General features: G+C 75.4%; 14 protein-coding genes. 10 read left to right on the top strand and 4 right to left on the bottom strand.

Going from position 1 to position 16,887, the window contains the following annotated elements; translation table 11 throughout:
* Positions 1-95 precede the first annotated feature (95 nt).
* From HGCM_RS11620 to HGCM_RS11595, 6 genes are all read left to right on the top strand, one after another.
* The gene (locus HGCM_RS11620) at positions 96-680 is read left to right on the top strand and encodes a DUF3000 domain-containing protein (protein ID WP_026075431.1); all 585 of its coding nucleotides are present in this window, start codon (positions 96-98) and stop codon (positions 678-680) included.
* 126 nt (positions 681-806) lie between these two features.
* On the top strand, positions 807-1,373 hold the full coding sequence (locus tag HGCM_RS20570; protein ID WP_019137009.1) for a helix-turn-helix transcriptional regulator: 567 nt from the start codon (positions 807-809) through the stop codon (positions 1,371-1,373).
* A 126-nt stretch (positions 1,374-1,499) separates the two neighbouring features.
* The gene (locus tag HGCM_RS11610; RefSeq protein ID WP_019137008.1) at positions 1,500-2,747 is read left to right on the top strand and encodes an HRDC domain-containing protein; all 1,248 of its coding nucleotides are present in this window, start codon (positions 1,500-1,502) and stop codon (positions 2,745-2,747) included.
* A gap of 103 nt (positions 2,748-2,850) precedes the next feature.
* Positions 2,851-4,098, top strand: a complete 1,248-nt coding sequence (locus HGCM_RS11605; protein ID WP_019137007.1) for a thiolase family protein — start codon at positions 2,851-2,853, stop codon at positions 4,096-4,098.
* Entirely contained in the window at positions 4,095-6,209 is a 2,115-nt protein-coding gene (locus HGCM_RS11600) for a 3-hydroxyacyl-CoA dehydrogenase NAD-binding domain-containing protein (protein WP_019137006.1), read from the top strand. Before HGCM_RS11605 ends, HGCM_RS11600 begins: the two co-directional genes overlap by 4 nt.
* A gap of 106 nt (positions 6,210-6,315) precedes the next feature.
* Positions 6,316-6,975: a maleylpyruvate isomerase N-terminal domain-containing protein gene (locus HGCM_RS11595; protein WP_019137005.1), complete on the top strand. Its 660-nt coding sequence runs from the start codon at positions 6,316-6,318 to the stop codon at positions 6,973-6,975.
* Positions 6,976-6,995: 20 nt separating this feature from the next.
* On the opposite strand, the gene pflA is transcribed toward HGCM_RS11595, so the two are convergent.
* The 4 genes from pflA to HGCM_RS11575 form a co-directional block, all read right to left on the bottom strand.
* Positions 6,996-7,892 (bottom strand): pyruvate formate-lyase-activating protein, encoded by an 897-nt coding sequence (gene pflA, locus HGCM_RS11590; protein WP_019137004.1) that lies wholly within the window; start codon positions 7,890-7,892, stop codon positions 6,996-6,998.
* Positions 7,893-7,939: 47 nt separating this feature from the next.
* Positions 7,940-10,237 carry a formate C-acetyltransferase gene (pflB, locus tag HGCM_RS11585; protein ID WP_019137003.1) on the bottom strand — a complete coding sequence of 766 codons (2,298 nt, stop codon included), beginning with the start codon at positions 10,235-10,237 and terminating at the stop codon, positions 7,940-7,942.
* A 131-nt stretch (positions 10,238-10,368) separates the two neighbouring features.
* Positions 10,369-12,264, bottom strand: a complete 1,896-nt coding sequence (dxs, locus tag HGCM_RS11580; protein ID WP_019137002.1) for a 1-deoxy-D-xylulose-5-phosphate synthase — start codon at positions 12,262-12,264, stop codon at positions 10,369-10,371.
* A gap of 133 nt (positions 12,265-12,397) precedes the next feature.
* Positions 12,398-13,000, bottom strand: a complete 603-nt coding sequence (locus HGCM_RS11575) for a DUF4126 domain-containing protein (protein WP_019137001.1) — start codon at positions 12,998-13,000, stop codon at positions 12,398-12,400.
* A gap of 84 nt (positions 13,001-13,084) precedes the next feature.
* Here HGCM_RS11575 and HGCM_RS11570 point away from each other — a divergent pair, with 84 nt between their 5' ends.
* From HGCM_RS11570 to HGCM_RS11555, 4 genes are read left to right on the top strand one after another with little or no spacing between them, the layout of a single operon-like run.
* On the top strand, positions 13,085-14,539 hold the full coding sequence (locus HGCM_RS11570) for a GuaB1 family IMP dehydrogenase-related protein (protein WP_019137000.1): 1,455 nt from the start codon (positions 13,085-13,087) through the stop codon (positions 14,537-14,539).
* Positions 14,540-14,541: 2 nt separating this feature from the next.
* Positions 14,542-15,234 carry a type 1 glutamine amidotransferase gene (locus HGCM_RS11565; RefSeq protein ID WP_051016210.1) on the top strand — a complete coding sequence of 231 codons (693 nt, stop codon included), beginning with the start codon at positions 14,542-14,544 and terminating at the stop codon, positions 15,232-15,234.
* Positions 15,231-15,935, top strand: a complete 705-nt coding sequence (locus tag HGCM_RS11560) for an NUDIX hydrolase (protein ID WP_019136998.1) — start codon at positions 15,231-15,233, stop codon at positions 15,933-15,935. The genes HGCM_RS11565 and HGCM_RS11560 overlap by 4 nt, the downstream gene beginning before the upstream one ends.
* A gap of 13 nt (positions 15,936-15,948) precedes the next feature.
* Complete coding sequence (locus tag HGCM_RS11555; protein ID WP_019136997.1) at positions 15,949-16,830, top strand: aminoglycoside phosphotransferase family protein; 882 nt, start codon at positions 15,949-15,951, stop codon at positions 16,828-16,830.
* Positions 16,831-16,887: the final 57 nt, after the last annotated feature.

The following is a 16,887-nucleotide window of genomic DNA, read 5'->3' as shown; positions in this document are numbered from 1 at the left end:
GGGCGACGAGGCACGACGGCGACGGCCTGCACCGGCGTGCCGTCCCCGGCGTGCCGCCGCCGGGCCGTGCGAGCGCGCGATCGTACGCTCCCCTCGTGACTCCTGCCGGTCCCGACGACGTCCCCGCCGCGTTCGTCCGCTCGCTGCGCTCGCTGCGCGCCGTCGTCGTCCGTCCCGAGGTCGTCCTCGACGAGGTCCCGGGGCCCGCGCGCATCGCGCCGTACTCGGCCGCGCTCACCGCCGAGGTGCGCACGGCCCGCCGCTCCGTCGCCGCGGCGGAGCTGGCGTCGGGGCGCTTCGTCGTCCTCTACGACCCCGAGGGGCAGGAGGCGTGGGACGGCTGCTTCCGGCTCGTCACGCTCGTGCGGGCCACGCTCGAGGCCGAGGTGGGCGCGGACCCGCTGCTGGCCGAGGTGGCGTGGTCCTGGTTCCTCGACGCGCTGGCGTCCGTCGACCTGGACCCGCACGCCGCCGCCGGGACCGTCACGCGCGTGCTGTCGCAGAGCTTCGGCGCGCTCGACGTGCGCGAGGAGCAGACGGAGCTCGAGATCCGCGCGTCGTGGACGGCGGCGGACGAGGACCTCGGCCCGCACCTGCGCGCGTGGGCGACGCTCCTGTGCACCGCGGCCGGCCTGGAGCCGCTGCCCGACGGGGTCGTGCCGCTCGGCCCGCGGCGCTGACCTGCGCCCCCGCTGCCCCTGGCGCACGGCCCCGCGGTGCTCGCCCGCCTGACGGCAGTCAGTCCGCCCGCTGCACGCCCCGCCCGACCGGCTCAAGTCCCCCGGCACCGGTGCCGATGAGGGGCCATGACGATCGAGCCGCTCCGCCGGGAGGCCCGTGGCCTCGCGACCGTCGCCCCCGCGCGCCCCGTGCTCGGTCCGCGCGCCGCGGGGACGCGGCCCGGGACGGCCGCCCGCCCCTCGGACCCGCCGAGCCAGCGGCCGGGCCCGGGCGCGCAGCTGTGCGTGGTCCTCACCGAGATCGCCGACGGCGACGGCACGACGCTGGCCTCCAACCTGCGCCGCCGCGGCGCGCAGCGCGTCGTCGTGCTCACCCGTCGGGCGAGCCGGCCGGAGCTGACCGCGCTGCTGGCAGGCGGGATCCGCGGCGCGATCGCGAGCTCGACGTCCGCCAGCCTCACGCGCACGCCGCCGCCCGCGCCCTCGCGCCCGCCGCTGCCCGAGCTCACCGCCCGGGAGATCAGCGTGCTCTCGCTCGTCGCCGACGGACGCAGCAACCGGCAGATCGGCGAGGAGCTCGGCCTGTCGGCGCTCACCGTGAAGAGCCACCTCGCCCGGATCTCCCGCAAGCTGGGCACGGGCGACCGCGCCGAGCTCGTGGCCATCGCGATCCGCGGCGGCGTCCTGGCCTGAGGGCCGCACGCGCGCTGCGCGCGTGCGCGCCGGACGTCGGCGGCGTGACGCACGCGACTGCGACACGTCGCGCCTCCCCCGGCCCCGCCTGCGCGCGTGGCGACGGCGCTCGCCTACCGTGGACGCATGCGACCTGACGAGCACGTCACCGGGACGGAGGGGTCGTCCACGGGACCGGTCGTCGTCGCGCTGACCGAGCCGGCGGACGGCATCCCCGACGTCGTGGCGACCCCCGGCGCGCTGGCGGACGTCGTGGAGGCGTTCGGCGCCGCGACCGGCCCCGTGGCCGTCGACGCCGAGCGGGCGTCCGGCTACCGCTACGGCCAGCGGACCTACCTCGTGCAGCTGCGCCGCGAGGGGGCCGGCACCGCGCTCATCGACCCGATCGCGGTGCCCGACCTCTCGGCCCTGTCGGCCGCCCTCGTCGGCGTCGAGTGGGTGCTGCACGCCGCCTCCCAGGACCTGCCGGGCCTGGCGGAGCAGGGCATGCGCCCCTCGCGCGTGTTCGACACCGAGCTCGCCGCGCGGCTGCTCGGCATGGAGCGGGTCGGCCTCGCCGCCGTCGTGGCCGACACGCTGGGGCTCGGGCTCGCCAAGGAGCACTCGGCCGTCGACTGGTCCACGCGTCCGCTGCCGACCGAGTGGCTCCGCTACGCCGTGCTCGACGTCGAGGTGCTGGTCGAGGTCCGCGAGGTGCTCGCCGAACGGCTGGCGCTGGCCGGGAAGGCGGAGTGGGCCGCGCAGGAGTTCGAGGCGGTGCGCACGGCCCCCCCGCCGGGCCCCCGCACCGACCCGTGGCGGCGCGTCTCCGGCCTGCACCAGGTCCGCGACGCCCGTCGGCTCGCCGTCGTCCGTGAGCTGTGGGAGACCCGCGACCGCAACGCGCGCGAGCGCGACATCTCCCCGGGGCGCGTCCTGCCCGACGCCGCGATCGTCGCGGCGGCGCAGGCGCTCCCGCGCTCGGTGCCCGAGCTCACGGCGCTGCCGCAGTTCTCCGGCAAGGGCACCCGCCGCCGGGCCACGCTCTGGCAGTCCGCGATCGACCGCGGGCGCGCGGTGCCGGACGCCGAGCTGCCGTCGCTGCGCGGGCCGAAGAGCGACGCTCCCCCGCCGCCGCGGGCCTGGGCCGACCGCGACCCCGAGGCGGCCGCGCGGCTGGCGGCGGCCCGCGACGTCGTCGCGGAGCTCTCCACCCGGTGGACGGTGCCCGCGGAGAACCTGCTGCAGCCGGACCTGCTGCGACGCCTGTGCTGGGCCCCGCCGGAGCGCCTCGACGAGACGTCGGTCGCCGAGGCGCTGGCCGCGGGCGGCGCCCGCGCGTGGCAGGTCGAGCTCGTCGCGCCGCGCCTCGCGGAGGTGTTCGCGGACCTCTGACGGGACGTTCGACCCACCCGCGTGCAGGGGTGGTGTGATACCGGCGGTATCGGTTACCTTGGGCCGTCACCTCGGACACTGCCGTCCCCTTCCAGGAGGTTCGATGCCCAGCGCATCCGCCCGTCCTTCGCCGACCGTCCGGCGCACCGTCTTCGTCGAGGGCGTCCGCACGCCGTTCGGCCGGGCCCGCAAGGACGGGCTGTACGCCCACACCCGGGCCGACGACCTCGTCGTCAAGGCCGTCCGCGAGCTGCTGCGCCGCACGCCGCAGCTGCCCCCGGAGCGGATCGACGAGGTGGCGGTCGCGGCTACCACGCAGCAGGGCGACCAGGGCCTGACGCTGGGCCGCACCGTGGGCGTGCTCGCGGGCCTCCCGCGGACCGTGCCGGGGTACGCGATCGACCGCATGTGCGCGGGCGCGATGACGGCCGTGACGAGCACCGCGGCGCAGATCGGGGTCGGTGCGGCCGACGTCGTCCTGGCCGGCGGCGTGGAGCACATGGGCCGCCACCCGATGGGCTTCGACGCGGACCCCAACCCCCGGTTCCTCGCCGAGCAGCTGGTCGCGCCCGACGCGCTCAACATGGGCGTCACCGCCGAGAACCTGCACGACCGCTTCCCCGCGCTGACGAAGGAGCGGGCCGACGCGTACGGCGTCGCCAGCCAGGCGAAGTACGCCGCCGCGCTCGCCGCGGGCCGGATCGAGCCGGACCTCGTGCCCGTCGCGCTGCGCGACCCCGAGCACGGCTGGGGGCTGGCGACCGCCGACGAGCCGCCGCGACCGGGCACGACGATCGAGGGCGTGGCGGGCCTGCCGACGCCGTTCCGCCCCGGCGGCCGCGTCACCGCCGCGACCGCCGCGCCGCTGACGGACGGCGCCGCGGCGTGCCTGCTCGCGGCCGAGGACGCCGCCGCCGAGCTGGGCCTGCCCGTCCGGATGCGCATGGTGTCGTTCGCCTACGCGGGCGTGGAGCCGGAGATCATGGGCATCGGCCCGGTCCCGGCGACCACCAAGGCGCTCGAGCAGGCCGGCCTGACGATCGACGACATCGGCCTGTTCGAGATCAACGAGGCCTTCGCGGTCCAGGTGCTGTCGTTCCTCGACGCGTTCGGCATCGCCGACGACGACCCGCGCGTGAACCCCTACGGCGGCGCGATCGCCGTGGGCCACCCGCTCGCCTCGTCGGGCGTCCGCCTCATGACCCAGCTCGCGCGGCAGTTCGCGGAGCACCCCGAGGTCCGTTACGGCCTCACGACGATGTGCGTCGGCCTCGGCCAGGGCGGCACCGTCGTCTGGGAGAACCCGCACCACGCCGACTACGTCCCGTCCGCCGAGGAGAACGCCCGATGAGCACCGAGCCGCGCGCGGAGCGCGTCACCCACGCCCACGTCCGCGACGTGCGGATGCCCGGCGGCGCCGGGGTCCTCGCGCTCGTCACGATCGACAACGGCCTCGACCACACGAAGCCCACGACCCTGGGCCCGCTCGGCATCGCCGAGCTCACCGCGGCGCTGCGGGCCGTGCGCGAGCGCGCGGCGGCCGGCGAGGTGCAGGCCATCGCCGTCACCGGCAAGCCGTACTTCCTCGCGGCCGGCGCGGACCTCACCCAGGTCGCCGCCGTCCGGACGCGCGAGGACGCGCTCGCCCTCGGCCGCGGGGGGCACGCGGCGTACGAGCTCCTGCACGACGCGGGCGTCCCCACGTTCGCGTTCGTCAACGGCGTCGCGCTCGGCGGCGGGTTCGAGCTCGCGCTCAACTGCGACTACCGCACCGCGGCGTCCGACGTGCGCGCGCTCGCGCTGCCGGAGACCGGCCTCGGCCTCGTCCCCGGCTGGGGCGGCGCGTACCTCGTGCCGCGCCTGGTCGGGGTCGAGAAGGCGCTCGACGTCGTCCTGACGCGCCCCGCGGCGAACAAGCCGCTGAAGGTCGCGGAGGCGGCGTCGCTCGGCCTGGTGGACGTCGTGCTGGACGCGGCCGACTTCCTCGAGGAGTCGGTGCGCTGGGCGGCGCGCGTCGTGACGGGCGAGGTCGTCGTCGAGCGGCGCGAGCTGGACCCGCAGCCGCTGTGGGACGGCGTCGTGGCGGCCGCCCGCCAGCGGCTCGACGCGGTCGTCCACGGCTCGCGCCCGGCGCCCTACCGGGCGCTCGAGCTCGTCGCCGCCGCCCGGGACGCGTCGCGCGCCGACGCGTTCGCGGCCGAGGACGAGGCGCTCGCCGACCTCATCATGTCCGACGAGATGCGCTCGTCGGTGTACGCGTTCGGCCTCGTCTCCGGCGGCAAGAAGCCGCAGGGCGCGCCCGACCCGTCGCTCGCGCAGCCCGTCACGCGCGTCGGCATCGTGGGCGCCGGGCTCATGGCTGCGCAGATCGCGCTGCTGCTCGCCCAGCGCCTCGGGGTCCCGGTCGTCATGCGCGACCTCGACCAGGAGCGCGTCGACAAGGGTCTGGAGGCCGCGCGGTCGACCGTCGAGCGGCTGGTGTCGTCCGGCCGGATGAGCGCGTCCGCCGGCGCGCGCGTGGTCGGCCAGATCTCCGGCACGACGGAGCTCCAGGACTTCGCGTCGTGCGACCTCGTCATCGAGGCCGTCACGGAGATCCTGGACCTCAAGAAGCGGGTCTTCGCCGAGCTCGAGGGCGTCGTCTCCCCGACGACGGTGCTCGCGACGAACACCTCGGCCCTGTCGGTGACGAAGATGGCGGCCGACCTGCAGCACCCCGAGCGGGTGGTCGGCCTGCACTTCTTCAACCCCGTCGCGGCGATGCCGCTGGTCGAGGTCGTGCAGGCGGAGCGGACGTCCGCCGAGGCCCTCGCGACCGGCTTCGCGGTCGCCGCGAAGCTGCGCAAGACGGCCGTCCTCGTCGCCGACCGGCCCGGGTTCGTCGTCAACCGCCTCCTCGTCCTGCTGCTCGGCGTGATCGTCGACGCCGTCGAGCACGGCACGCCGGTCGAGGTCGCGGACCGGGCGCTCGACCCGCTCGGGCTGCCGATGCCGCCGTTCGAGCTGTTCGACCTCGTCGGGCCCGCCGTCGGGCTGCACGTCCTCACGTCGCTGCGCGACGACCTGGGCGACCGCTTCCCCCGCTCTCCCGGGCTCGAGAAGCTCGTCGCGGACGGCACGAAGGTGGTCCTGCCCGCGCCGGCGAAGGGGCTGCCGAAGCCCGTCGACCCCGCGGTCCAGGCGGTCTTCGACGGCGCGCGCGAGGTCGAGCCGGCCGCCGCCGCGCTGGACGAGGCCGGCGTGCTCGACAGCGTGCTGACGGCTCTCACGGTCGAGATCGGGCACATGCTCGACGAGGGCGTCGTCGCCACCCCGCAGCAGATCGACCTGTGCATGATCCTCGGCGCCGGCTGGGGCTTCCACCTCGGCGGCATCACGCCGTACCTGGACCGCACCGGGTACAGCGAGCGGGTCCTCGGCCGTCGCCTGCTGCCCGACGGGGTCGCGAACGTCCCGGCCTGACGCGCACCGGCCGGCCGTCGCCCGAGGGTGACGGCCGGCCGCCGCGTCGGGGGCGACACGCGGCGGCGCTTGCCCGCCGGCCGCCCCGCGCGGCAGGGTGAACGCCGTGCTCCCCGCCCTCACGTTCACCGGCACCCTGTCCCCCGGCGCCCTGCGCCCCGCCGCCGAGGCCGCCCTCGGCCTGGCGTCACGCCCCGAGGTCGCGAGCGCGTGGCAGGAGGAGTCGGCCTGCGCCGGGATGACCGTCGGTGCCCTGGCGGCGCACCTGCTGCTGCAGGCGCAGCGGGTCGTCGAGGTGCTCGGCGGCTCCCCCGGCGACCCGGCCGCCGCCCTGACGGTCGACGAGCACTACGCGCAGGTCTCCTGGCGTCGCGAGGACCTCGACGGGCCCTCCAACGTCGCCGTGCGCGACCGCTCCGCGGCGCTCGCCGACCCCGGCCCGGAGGCCGTCCTCGCGCACGCCCGCACGGTCGTCGACCGGCTGGACGCGACCCTGGCGGACGCGCCGCCTGCGGTGCTCGTCCCGTGGCAGGGCACCGTGCTCTCAAGCGACGACTTCGTCGTGACCCGGCTCCTCGAGATCCTCGTGCACAGCGAGGACCTCGCCGCGAGCGTCGGCGTCCCGACCCCGGAGTTCTCCCCGGACGCGCTCTGGCCCGTCGTCACGCTCCTGACGAACCTGGCGCTGCGCCGCCACGGGCAGGACGCGCTGCTGCGCACCCTGGCGCGTCCGCAGCGGGCGCCCGCCTCGGTCAGCGCGTTCTAGCCGCGAGCCGGGCGTGGCCGTCAGTAGACGGTCAGGCCGTGCGACCGGAACTGCTCGCGCACCCGCTCGGTCAGCTCGACCGACGGAGGCTGGGTGTCCTCGAGCTCGTAGCGCATGCCGAGCTCGGCCCACTTGTCCCGGCCCATCTGGTGGAACGGGAGCACCTCGACGCGCGTCACCGCCGGACCGAGCGAGGCGACGTAGGCGGCGACCTTCTCGACGTTCTCCTCGTCGTCGGTCAGCCCCGGCACGAGCACGAACCGGACCCAGATCTCCGTGCCGCCCCGGGCCGCGAGGCGCCGCCCGAAGTCGAGCGTCGGGGCCAGGGGGCGGCCGGTCACGCGCCGGTAGGTCTCCGGGTCGCCGGACTTGACGTCCAGCAGGACCAGGTCGATGTCGTCCAGCATCTCGTCGGTGCAGTGCGCGCCCAGGAAGCCGGACGTGTCGATCGCGGTGTGGACGCCCATCGCCTTCGCGCCGCGCAGGAGCCGCCGCACGAACGCCGGCTGCATGAGCGGCTCGCCGCCCGAGATCGTCAGGCCGCCGCCGGTGGCCGCCATGACGCCCCGGTAGCGCTGCACCCGGCCCAGGATCTCGTCCGCCGTGACGTCGGTGCCGCGGCGCATCTCCATGGTGTCGGGGTTGTGGCAGTACAGGCACCGCAGCGGGCAGCCGGACAGGAAGGTGGTCAGCCGGGTGCCCGGCCCGTCGACCGCCGTGACGAGCTCCCACGAGTGCACCGAGCCGAGCTCGCCGGCGCGGACCGCGGCGAGGCGGGCCGAGCGGTCGTCGGTCTGCGCCTCCGCGAGCCCGGACGTGCCGCGCCCGTGCGCGCGCTCGTGCGACCCGCCGACGAGCGGCATCCCGAGCGGCACCACCGGTGCGCCGTCGTGCCGCTCGTCGGTCAGGGTCGTCACGGTCCTTCTCCTGTCAGGCTCTGCTGCGGGTGCCGGGGCGGTGCGGGTCAGACCGCGCCGTGGAACGTCCGCGAGAGGACGTCGAGCTGCTGCTCGCGGGTGAGCCGCACGAAGTTCACGGCGTAGCCCGAGACGCGGATGGTCAGCTGCGGGTACTTCTCCGGGTTCTCCATCGCGTCGACGAGGGTCTCGCGGTTCAGCACGTTGACGTTCATGTGGTAGCCGTTCGACATCGTGTACGCGTCGAGCAGACCGACGAGGTTCGTCACCTGCTCCTCGCGCGTGCGGCCGAGCCCGGCGGGCACGACGGACGAGGTGAGCGAGATGCCGTCCTGCGCCTGCGAGTACGGCAGCTTCGCGACCGACAGGGCCGAGGCGAGCATGCCGTGCGAGTCCCGCCCGTTCATCGGGTTGGCACCCGGGGCGAACGGCTCGCCGGCGCGGCGCCCGTCGGGCGTCGAGCCCGTGGCCTTGCCGTAGACGACGTTCGAGGTGATCGTCAGGACCGACTGCGTGTGCAGCGCACCGCGGTAGGTCGGGTACTGCCGGATCTTCTCCATGAACGTCTCGACGAGCCACACGGCGATGTCGTCGGCGCGGTCGTCGTCGTTGCCGTAGGTCGGGAAGTCGCCCTCGACCGAGTACTCGGTGATGAGGCCGTCGACCGTGCGCAGCGGGCGGACCGTCGCGTACCTGATCGCGGACAGCGAGTCGGCCACGACCGACAGGCCGGCGATGCCGCAGGCCATCGTGCGCAGGATCTCGCGGTCGTGCAGCGCCATCTCGATGCGCTCGTAGGCGTACTTGTCGTGCATGTAGTGCACGCAGTTGAGCGCGTCGACGTACGTCTGGGCCAGCCAGTCCATCGTCGCGTCGAGGCGGGCCACGACGTCGTCGTAGTCGAGGACGTCGCCCTCGACGGGGAGCGTCGCCGGGGCGACCTGCTTGCCGGAGACCTCGTCGCGGCCGCCGTTGATCGCGTAGAGCAGCGCCTTGCCGAGGTTCACGCGAGCGCCGAAGAACTGCATCTGCTTGCCGACCCGCATCGGGGACACGCAGCAGGCGATCGCGGCGTCGTCGCCCCAGTCGGCGCGGATGAGGTCGTCGGACTCGTACTGCACGGCGGAGGTGTCGATCGACACCTGCGCGCAGAACTCCTTGAACCCCGCCGGGAGCGCGTCGGTCCAGAACACGGTCATGTTCGGCTCGGGCGCTGGGCCCAGGTTGTAGAGCGTCTGCAGGTACCGGAACGACGTCCTCGTGACGAGCGTCCGGCCGTCCTCGCCCATGCCGCCGATGGACTCGGTGACCCACGTGGGGTCGCCGGAGAAGAGGTTGTCGTACTCCGGCGTGCGCAGGAACCGCACGATCCGCAGCTTGATGACGAAGTCGTCGATGACCTCCTGCGCCTGCTCCTCGGTGAGCCGGCCGGCCTCGAGGTCGCGCTGCAGGTAGATGTCGAGGAACGTCGACGTGCGGCCGAGCGACATGGCCGCGCCGTTCTGCTCCTTCACCGCGGCGAGGTACCCGAAGTACAGCCACTGCACGGCCTCGCGGCCGGTCGTCGCCGGGTCCGAGATGTCATACCCGTACGAGGCGGCCATCGCCTTGAGCTCGCCGAGCGCGCGGATCTGCTCCGAGAGCTCCTCGCGGGCGCGGATGACGTCCTCGACCGAGCGCTCCATGTCGAGCCCGGCCTTCTCGACCTTCTTCGCGGCGATCAGCGCGTCGACGCCGTAGAGGGCGACGCGGCGGTAGTCGCCGATGATCCGGCCGCGGCCGTAGGCGTCGGGCAGGCCGGTGATGATGTGGGACGAGCGGGCCGCGCGGACGGCGGGCGGGTACACGTCGAAGACGCCGTCGTTGTGGGTCTTGCGGTACTTCGTGAAGATCTCGGTGACGACCGGGTCCGGCTCGTAGCCGTAGGTCTCGAGCGAGTTGAGGACCATGCGGTAGCCGCCGTTGGGCATGATCGCCCGCTTGAGGGGCGCGTCGGTCTGCAGGCCGACGACGACCTCGTTGTCCCGGTCGATGTAGCCGGGGGCGTGCGACGTGATCGTCGACGGCGTGGTCGCGTCGACGTCGTACACGCCCTTCTCCCGCTCGGCGGGGAACATCTCGGAGAGCTGCGCCCAGATGCCGGTCGTGCGCGCGGTCGGGCCGGCGAGGAACGAGGCGTCGCCCTCGTAGGGCGTGTAGTTGCGCTGGATGAAGTCGCGGACGTCGACGCCGTCCGTCCAGGGACCGCGCTCGAAGCCGTCCCACGCGGCGGGGAGGGTGCCCTCCGCGGCGTTGCCTTCGCTGCGTGCCGCCGGTGCGGTGGCGGGCCCGGTGGTGGTGGACATCTGCGCTCCTTCGACGAGTCGTTACCTCGAACCTAGGGAGCAAGTCATGGGATGTCTTGGGACCTCGGTCCCGACCACCCGGGTGTCGGGCAGGTCACACGTCCTCCCCCGCGCCCGGCGCGGGGCGGGCCTCAGGCGGTGCCGAGCGCGGTGAGGACGTCGCGCGCGACGTCCTCCGGACGCAGGCGCAGCGCCCCCACGAGCTGGTCGCGCGTCGCGTGGTCGAGGAAGGCGCGGGGCACCCCGAACGGCTGCACCGGCGTGCCGATGCCCGCCTCGCGGGACCGCTGCGCCAGCAGGGCGCCGACGCCGCCGTCGACGAGCCCGTCCTCGATCGTCACCACGTGGTCGTGCGCGCCGACGAGCTTGACCAGCCCCTCCGGCACGGGCAGGACCCACCGCGGGTCCACGACCGTCGCCGCCAGGCCGTGCGCCGCCAGCACCCGGCCGACCTCGAGGCCCGTGCCCGCCATGGCGCCGACGCCGACGACGAGCACCGAGCGTGCGCCGGCCTCGCCGCCGGCCGCCTCGTGGCGCGCGAGGACGTCGATCCCGTCGACGGTGTCGACCGGCTCGACGGCGTCGCCCATGGCGCCCTTCGGGTAGCGCACGACCGTGGGCGCGTCGTCCACGTCGACCGCCTCGCGCAGCGCGGACCGCAGCGTCTGCTCGTCGCGCGGCGCGGCGAGCCGCAGGCCGGGCACGATCGAGAGCATCGCCATGTCCCACATGCCGTTGTGGCTCGCGCCGTCGTCACCGGTGATGCCGGCGCGGTCGAGCACGAACGTGACGCCGGCGCGGTGGAGCGCGACGTCCATGAGCACCTGGTCGAACGCGCGGTTGAGGAACGTCGCGTAGACCGCGACCACCGGGTGCAGGCCGGCGAACGCCATGCCCGCGGCCGACGTCACCGCGTGCTGCTCGGCGATGCCGACGTCGAACACCCGGTCGGGGAACTCGTCCGCGAACGGCGCGAGCCCCACGGGCTGCAGCATCGCCGCGGTGAGCGCGACGACGTCGGGGCGCCGCCGGCCGATCCGGACGATCTCGTCGGCGAAGACGCTCGTCCAGCCGAACCGCGAGGGGGCGACGGGCAGGCCCGTCTCCGGGTGGATCTTCCCGACGGCGTGGAACCGGTCCGCGACGTCCTGCTCGGCGGGGCTGTAGCCGCGGCCCTTCTCGGTGATGACGTGGACGATCACCGGGCCGCCGAACGCCTTCGCCCGTGTGAGGGCCCGCTCGACCGCCGGCTCGTCGTGCCCGTCGACGGGGCCGACGTACTTGATGCCGAGGTCCTCGAACATGCCCTGCGGCGCGACGACGTCCTTGATGCCCTTCTTCAGGCCGTGCAGGGCCTCGTACGCGGCCCGCCCGGGCGGGCCGGAGCGGCGCAGCGTCCGCTTGCCCCACGACAGGACGTTCTCGTAGCCCTGGGTGGTGCGCAGCGTGTCGAGGTGGTGCGCCAGGCCGCCGATCGTCGGCGCGTACGAGCGCCCGTTGTCGTTGACGACCACGACGAGCCGGCGGTCCTGGCCCGCCGCGATGTTGTTGAGCGCCTCCCAGGCCATGCCCCCGGTCAGGGCCCCGTCGCCGACAACGGCGACGACGGAGCGGTCGGCCTGCCCCCGCAGCTCGTTGGCCTTGGCGATCCCGTCCGCCCAGGACAGCGCCGTCGACGCGTGCGAGTTCTCGACGACGTCGTGCTCGGACTCGGCGCGGCTGGGGTAGCCCGACAGCCCGTCGCGGTGCCGCAGCCGCGAGAAGTCGGCGCGGCCGGTCAGCAGCTTGTGCACGTAGGCCTGGTGCCCGGTGTCGAACACCAGGGTGTCGCGCGGGGAGTCGAAGACGCGGTGCAGCGCGATCGTCAGCTCGACGACACCGAGGTTCGGGCCGAGGTGCCCGCCCGTGCGCGAGACCTGCTCGACGAGGAACGTGCGGATCTCGTCGGCGAGCTGCGCGACCTGCCGGCCGCTGAGCCGCCGGACGTCCGCGGGTGTCCGCACCGTCGGGAGCACGGGACGCGTCACTGATCTCCTCCTGCCTGCCGCCCGCCGCTGGAGCGCGGGCGCGGCGCCCTCCCACTGTAGGGGGCGCGGCGCCCGGCGGCCGCCTCACGCCCGGCGGGCCCTCGGCGGACCCTGTGCAGGTGCTGTGGACGGCTCAGGGCACCGGCGGGGGCGCCTGCGCGCGGAGCTCCGCGCGGGCCCGCCGCCGGCGACGCAGCCGCACGACCGCCCACACGCCCAGCCCGAGCAGGACGAGCACGAGGAGCGGCAGCAGCAGGGCGACGAGCGACAGCCCGAGCGACGCACCGTCCTCAACCGTCGAGACGACCGGCGCGGCGACGCCCCCGGTGCTCGCGTTGAGCACGGGCCGCACGCTCGCCTTCGTCCCGTGGACGGCGAGGGCGACGAGCACGCCCGCGACGACCGGCACCCACGGACGGTCCTGCACCCAGCTGGACTGCTCCAGGTCGGCGGCCGCGCTCGTCGCGGCGAACAGCACGGCGCCGGACGCCGGCCGGATCGCCGTCTGCACCGCGTCGTTGACGGTGTCGACCGCGGGGATCTTGTCGAGCACGACGTCCGCCGCGAGCAGCACCGCGCCGATGCCGATCGCCCACCAGCTCTCCATCCACTCCCAGCCGGCCGGCAGGGTGACGACATCGGTGAACCGCGCGAGCAGCGCGACGACGAGGAAGGGGATGTAGGCGTTGAGGCCCGCCGCGGCCGACAGGCCGATCCCCGTGAGCGCGACGAGCATGGGCCGAGCGTACCGAGGGGCGACGCGGCCGCCCGCGGGCGCCGGCTGCCCGCCCGGTAAGATGCCTCGGAAAGGGGATCCCTCATGCGCTTCCTGCCCGGCCACGTGCCGACCTCGGACCTCACGTACGGCGACGTCTTCCTCGTCCCGTCACGTTCGGAGGTCACCTCCCGCTTCGACGTCGACCTGACCACGGTCGACGGGACCGGCACCACCATCCCGCTCGTCGTCGCCAACATGACGGCCGTCGCGGGCCGCCGCATGGCCGAGACGGTCGCCCGCCGCGGCGGTCTGGCCGTCCTGCCGCAGGACACGCCGACCGACGTCGTCGCGACCGTGGTGTCGAGCGTCAAGGGCCGCCACACGGTCGTCGAGACCGCGACCGTCGTCGCCCCGCACGACACCGTGCACGACGCGCTGGCGCTCATCGCCAAGCGCGCGCACGGCGCCGCGGTCGTCGTCGACGACGGGCGCCCCGTGGGCGTCGTCGCCGAGGCGGACTGCCAGGGCGTGGACCTGTTCACGCGGGTGGACCAGGTGATGACGCCCGATCCCACGGTCGTGGACCTCGGCGTCCTCGAGCACGACGGGGCCCGCGGCCTCGAGGAGGCGTTCGAGCAGCTGCACCGCTCGCGCCGGTGGTTCTCCCCCGTCGTGCGCGACGGCCGGCTCGTCGGCGTCCTCACGCGCCTGGGCGCGCTGCGCTCGTCGATCTACCAGCCCGCGCTCGACGCCGACGGCCGGCTGCGCGTCGCGGCGGCGGTCGGCATCAACGGCGACGTGAAGGCCAAGACCGCCGAGCTGCTCGAGGCGGGCGTCGACGTGCTCGTCGTCGACACGGCGCACGGGCACCAGCGCAAGATGCTCGACGCGCTCGGCGCCGTCCGCTCGCTCGACCCGCAGGTGCCGGTCGTGGCGGGCAACGTGGTCACCGCCGAGGGGGTGCGCGACCTCGTCGAGGCGGGCGCCGACATCGTCAAGGTCGGGGTGGGCCCCGGCGCGATGTGCACCACGCGCATGATGACCGCCGTCGGGCGGCCGCAGTTCTCCGCCGTGCTCGAGTGCGCCGCGGAGGCCCGCCGCCTGGGCCGGCACGTGTGGGCGGACGGCGGCGTGCGGCACCCGCGCGACGTCGCGCTCGCGCTCGCGGCCGGTGCGTCGCAGGTCATGGTCGGGTCCTGGTTCGCGGGCACCTACGAGTCGCCGGGCGACATGCACACCGACGAGCAGGGGCGCCGCTACAAGGAGTCGTTCGGGATGGCCTCCGCGCGTGCCGTCGCCGCCCGCACGCGCGGCGGGTCCGCGTTCGACCGGGCCCGCAAGGCGCTCTACGAGGAGGGCATCAGCTCGTCGCGGATGTACCTCGACCCGCAGCGCCCGGGCGTCGAGGACCTCATCGACCACATCACGTCCGGCGTGCGGTCGGCGGCCACCTACGTGGGCGCGACGACGCTCGAGGAGCTGCACGAGCGCGCGACGGTGGGCATCCAGTCGGCGGCCGGCTACGAGGAGGGGCGCCCCCTGCCCCTCGGGTGGTGACGGTGCGGCCCGTCCTGGTGCTCACGCACGCCCCGCACGAGGGACCGGGCCGGATCGGCCCCGCGCTCGACGCGCCGTACCGGGTCCGGACCGTGCTCGACGACCCCGAGCCGGCGCTGCCCGCGCTCGACGACGTCGCCGGGCTGGTCGTGATGGGCGGCCCGATGGACGCCGACGACGACCGTGGTCACCCCGGGCTGGCGGCGGAGCGGCGCCTGCTGGCCGGGGCGGTCGAGCAGGGCGTGCCCGTGCTGGCCGTCTGCCTGGGGATGCAGCTGCTCGCGCTCGCGCTCGGCGGACGTCTGCTGCGCCGGGCCGGCTCCGAGATCGGCTTCGCGCCCGTCGACGTCGTCGCGGACGACCCCGTGCTCGGCGCGCTCGGCGCGCGCCCGACGGTGCTGCACTGGCACCACGACCAGGTGGACCTGCCGGCCGGCGCCACGCTGCTCGCGTCGAGCGACGTGACGCCCGTGCAGGCGTTCCGCGCGGGCTCCGCGCTCGGTCTGCAGTTCCACCCCGAGCTGGACCGCCGCATGGTCGACCTCTGGCTGGCGACCCCCGACATGGCGGGCGAGCTCGAGCCCGAGCAGGCCGACGCGGTGCGCGACGGCGCGGACCGGCACCTGCCGGCGTTGCTGCCGGCCGCGGAGAAGGCGTTCGCCGCCTTCGGCGAGCAGGTCCGGGCGCGCGGATGAGCGCCCCGGCAGCCGGCGCGGGCCCCGCGACGCCGCTCGGCGCCCGGGCCGAGCTGGAGGCGCTGGTCCGGCGCGGCATCGACTGGCGCGTCGACCCGTCCCGGGCGCTCCCCCGGCCCGGGGCAGCCCGCCCCGCCGCCGTGCTGGTGCTGTTCGGCGTCCTCGACGACTCCCCCGCGGACGCCGCGGCGCCCGTCGTCGCGCGCGACCTCGACGTCCTGCTGCAGCGCCGCGCCGCCACGCTCGGCCATCACGCCGGGCAGGTCTCGTTCCCGGGCGGCCGCCTCGACCCGGGCGACGCGTCCCCGGAGGCCGCCGCCGTGCGGGAGGCCGTCGAGGAGACCGGCCTGGACCCGACCGGCGTGGACGTGCTCGGGACGCTGGCGCCCCTCGCGCTGCCGGTGAGCGACCACCTCGTGACGCCCGTCCCCGCGTGGTGGTCGCGCCCGTCGCAGGTCGTCGCCGTCGACCACGCCGAGACCGTCGACGTGTTCCGCGTGCCGGTGGCCGACCTCGTCGACCCCGCCCACCGGGCGAGCGTCGTGCACGACCGCGGCGGCGTGCGGGTCCGCACCCCCGCCTTCGAGGTGGCCGGCGTGCTCGTCTGGGGCTTCACCGCCATCGTCCTCGCGCGGATGCTCGACGAGCTCGGCTGGTCGGTGCCGTGGGACCACGGCCGGACCGTCGACCCGTGGTCGTGAGCGGCAGCGCGCGGTGAGCGTCGAGCGCCTCGTGCAGGTCGACGTCGACGAGGCCACCGTGCGCGCGCTCCTGCGGGACCAGCAGCCCGACCTCGCGGACCGTGCGCTGCGGTTCGTCGCGCGCGGCTGGGACAACGCGCTGTGGCGCCTCGGCGACGACCTCGTCGTCCGGCTGCCGGTCCGTGAGGTGGCGGTGCCGCTCGTCACCCACGAGCAGCGCTGGCTGCCCGTGCTCGCGCCGGTGCTGCCCGTGGCGGTGCCCGTCCCGGTCCGGGTCGGCGTCCCCTCGGAGCGCTACCCGTGGCCGTGGAGCGTCGCCCGCTGGGTGGAGGGCGCCCGCGCGGACGCGGGCCCCGTCGAGGGGCGCGCCTCGTGGGCCGACGACCTGGCCGACCTGTTCGTCGCGCTGCACCGGCCCGCCCCCGCGGACGCGCCGGTGAACCCGTACCGCGGGGTGCCTCCGCGCACCCGCCGGGATCCGCTCGTGGAGCGGCTCGCGCACCTCGGCTGGCCCCACGCGTCGGAGGTGCTCGACCGCTTCGACGAGCTCGCCGCCGCGCCCGACCACGAGGGCCCGCCCCTGTGGCTGCACGGCGACCCCCACCCGGCGAACCTCGTCGTACGGGACGGGCGGCTCGTCGCCGCGATCGACTGGGGCGACGTGACGTCGGGCGACCCCGCCTCGGACCTCGCGACCGCCTGGCTGACGTTCGACGCGCCGACGCGCGCCCGCTTCCGTGCCCGCGTCGACGCGGCCTGCGGCTGGGACGACGCGACCTGGCAGCGCGCGCAGGCGTGGGCGGTCCTGCTGTCGGTGGTGCTCCAGCTGCACCCGGAGCAGCACCCGGACCTCGTCGCGACCGGTCGCTTCGCGTGGGAGCAGGCGCGCTCCTAGTGTGACCTGGCTCATAGAGCGCCGGGACTCTGGTCCCAGGTCAGGGCCCTGGTATCG

This window comes from Cellulomonas massiliensis JC225 (genome assembly GCF_000312005.1).
GTDB classification, from domain to species: domain Bacteria; phylum Actinomycetota; class Actinomycetes; order Actinomycetales; family Cellulomonadaceae; genus Cellulomonas; species Cellulomonas massiliensis.
Note: the sequence above shows the minus strand (reverse complement) of the source record. Positions and strands in the feature narration are given on the sequence as shown.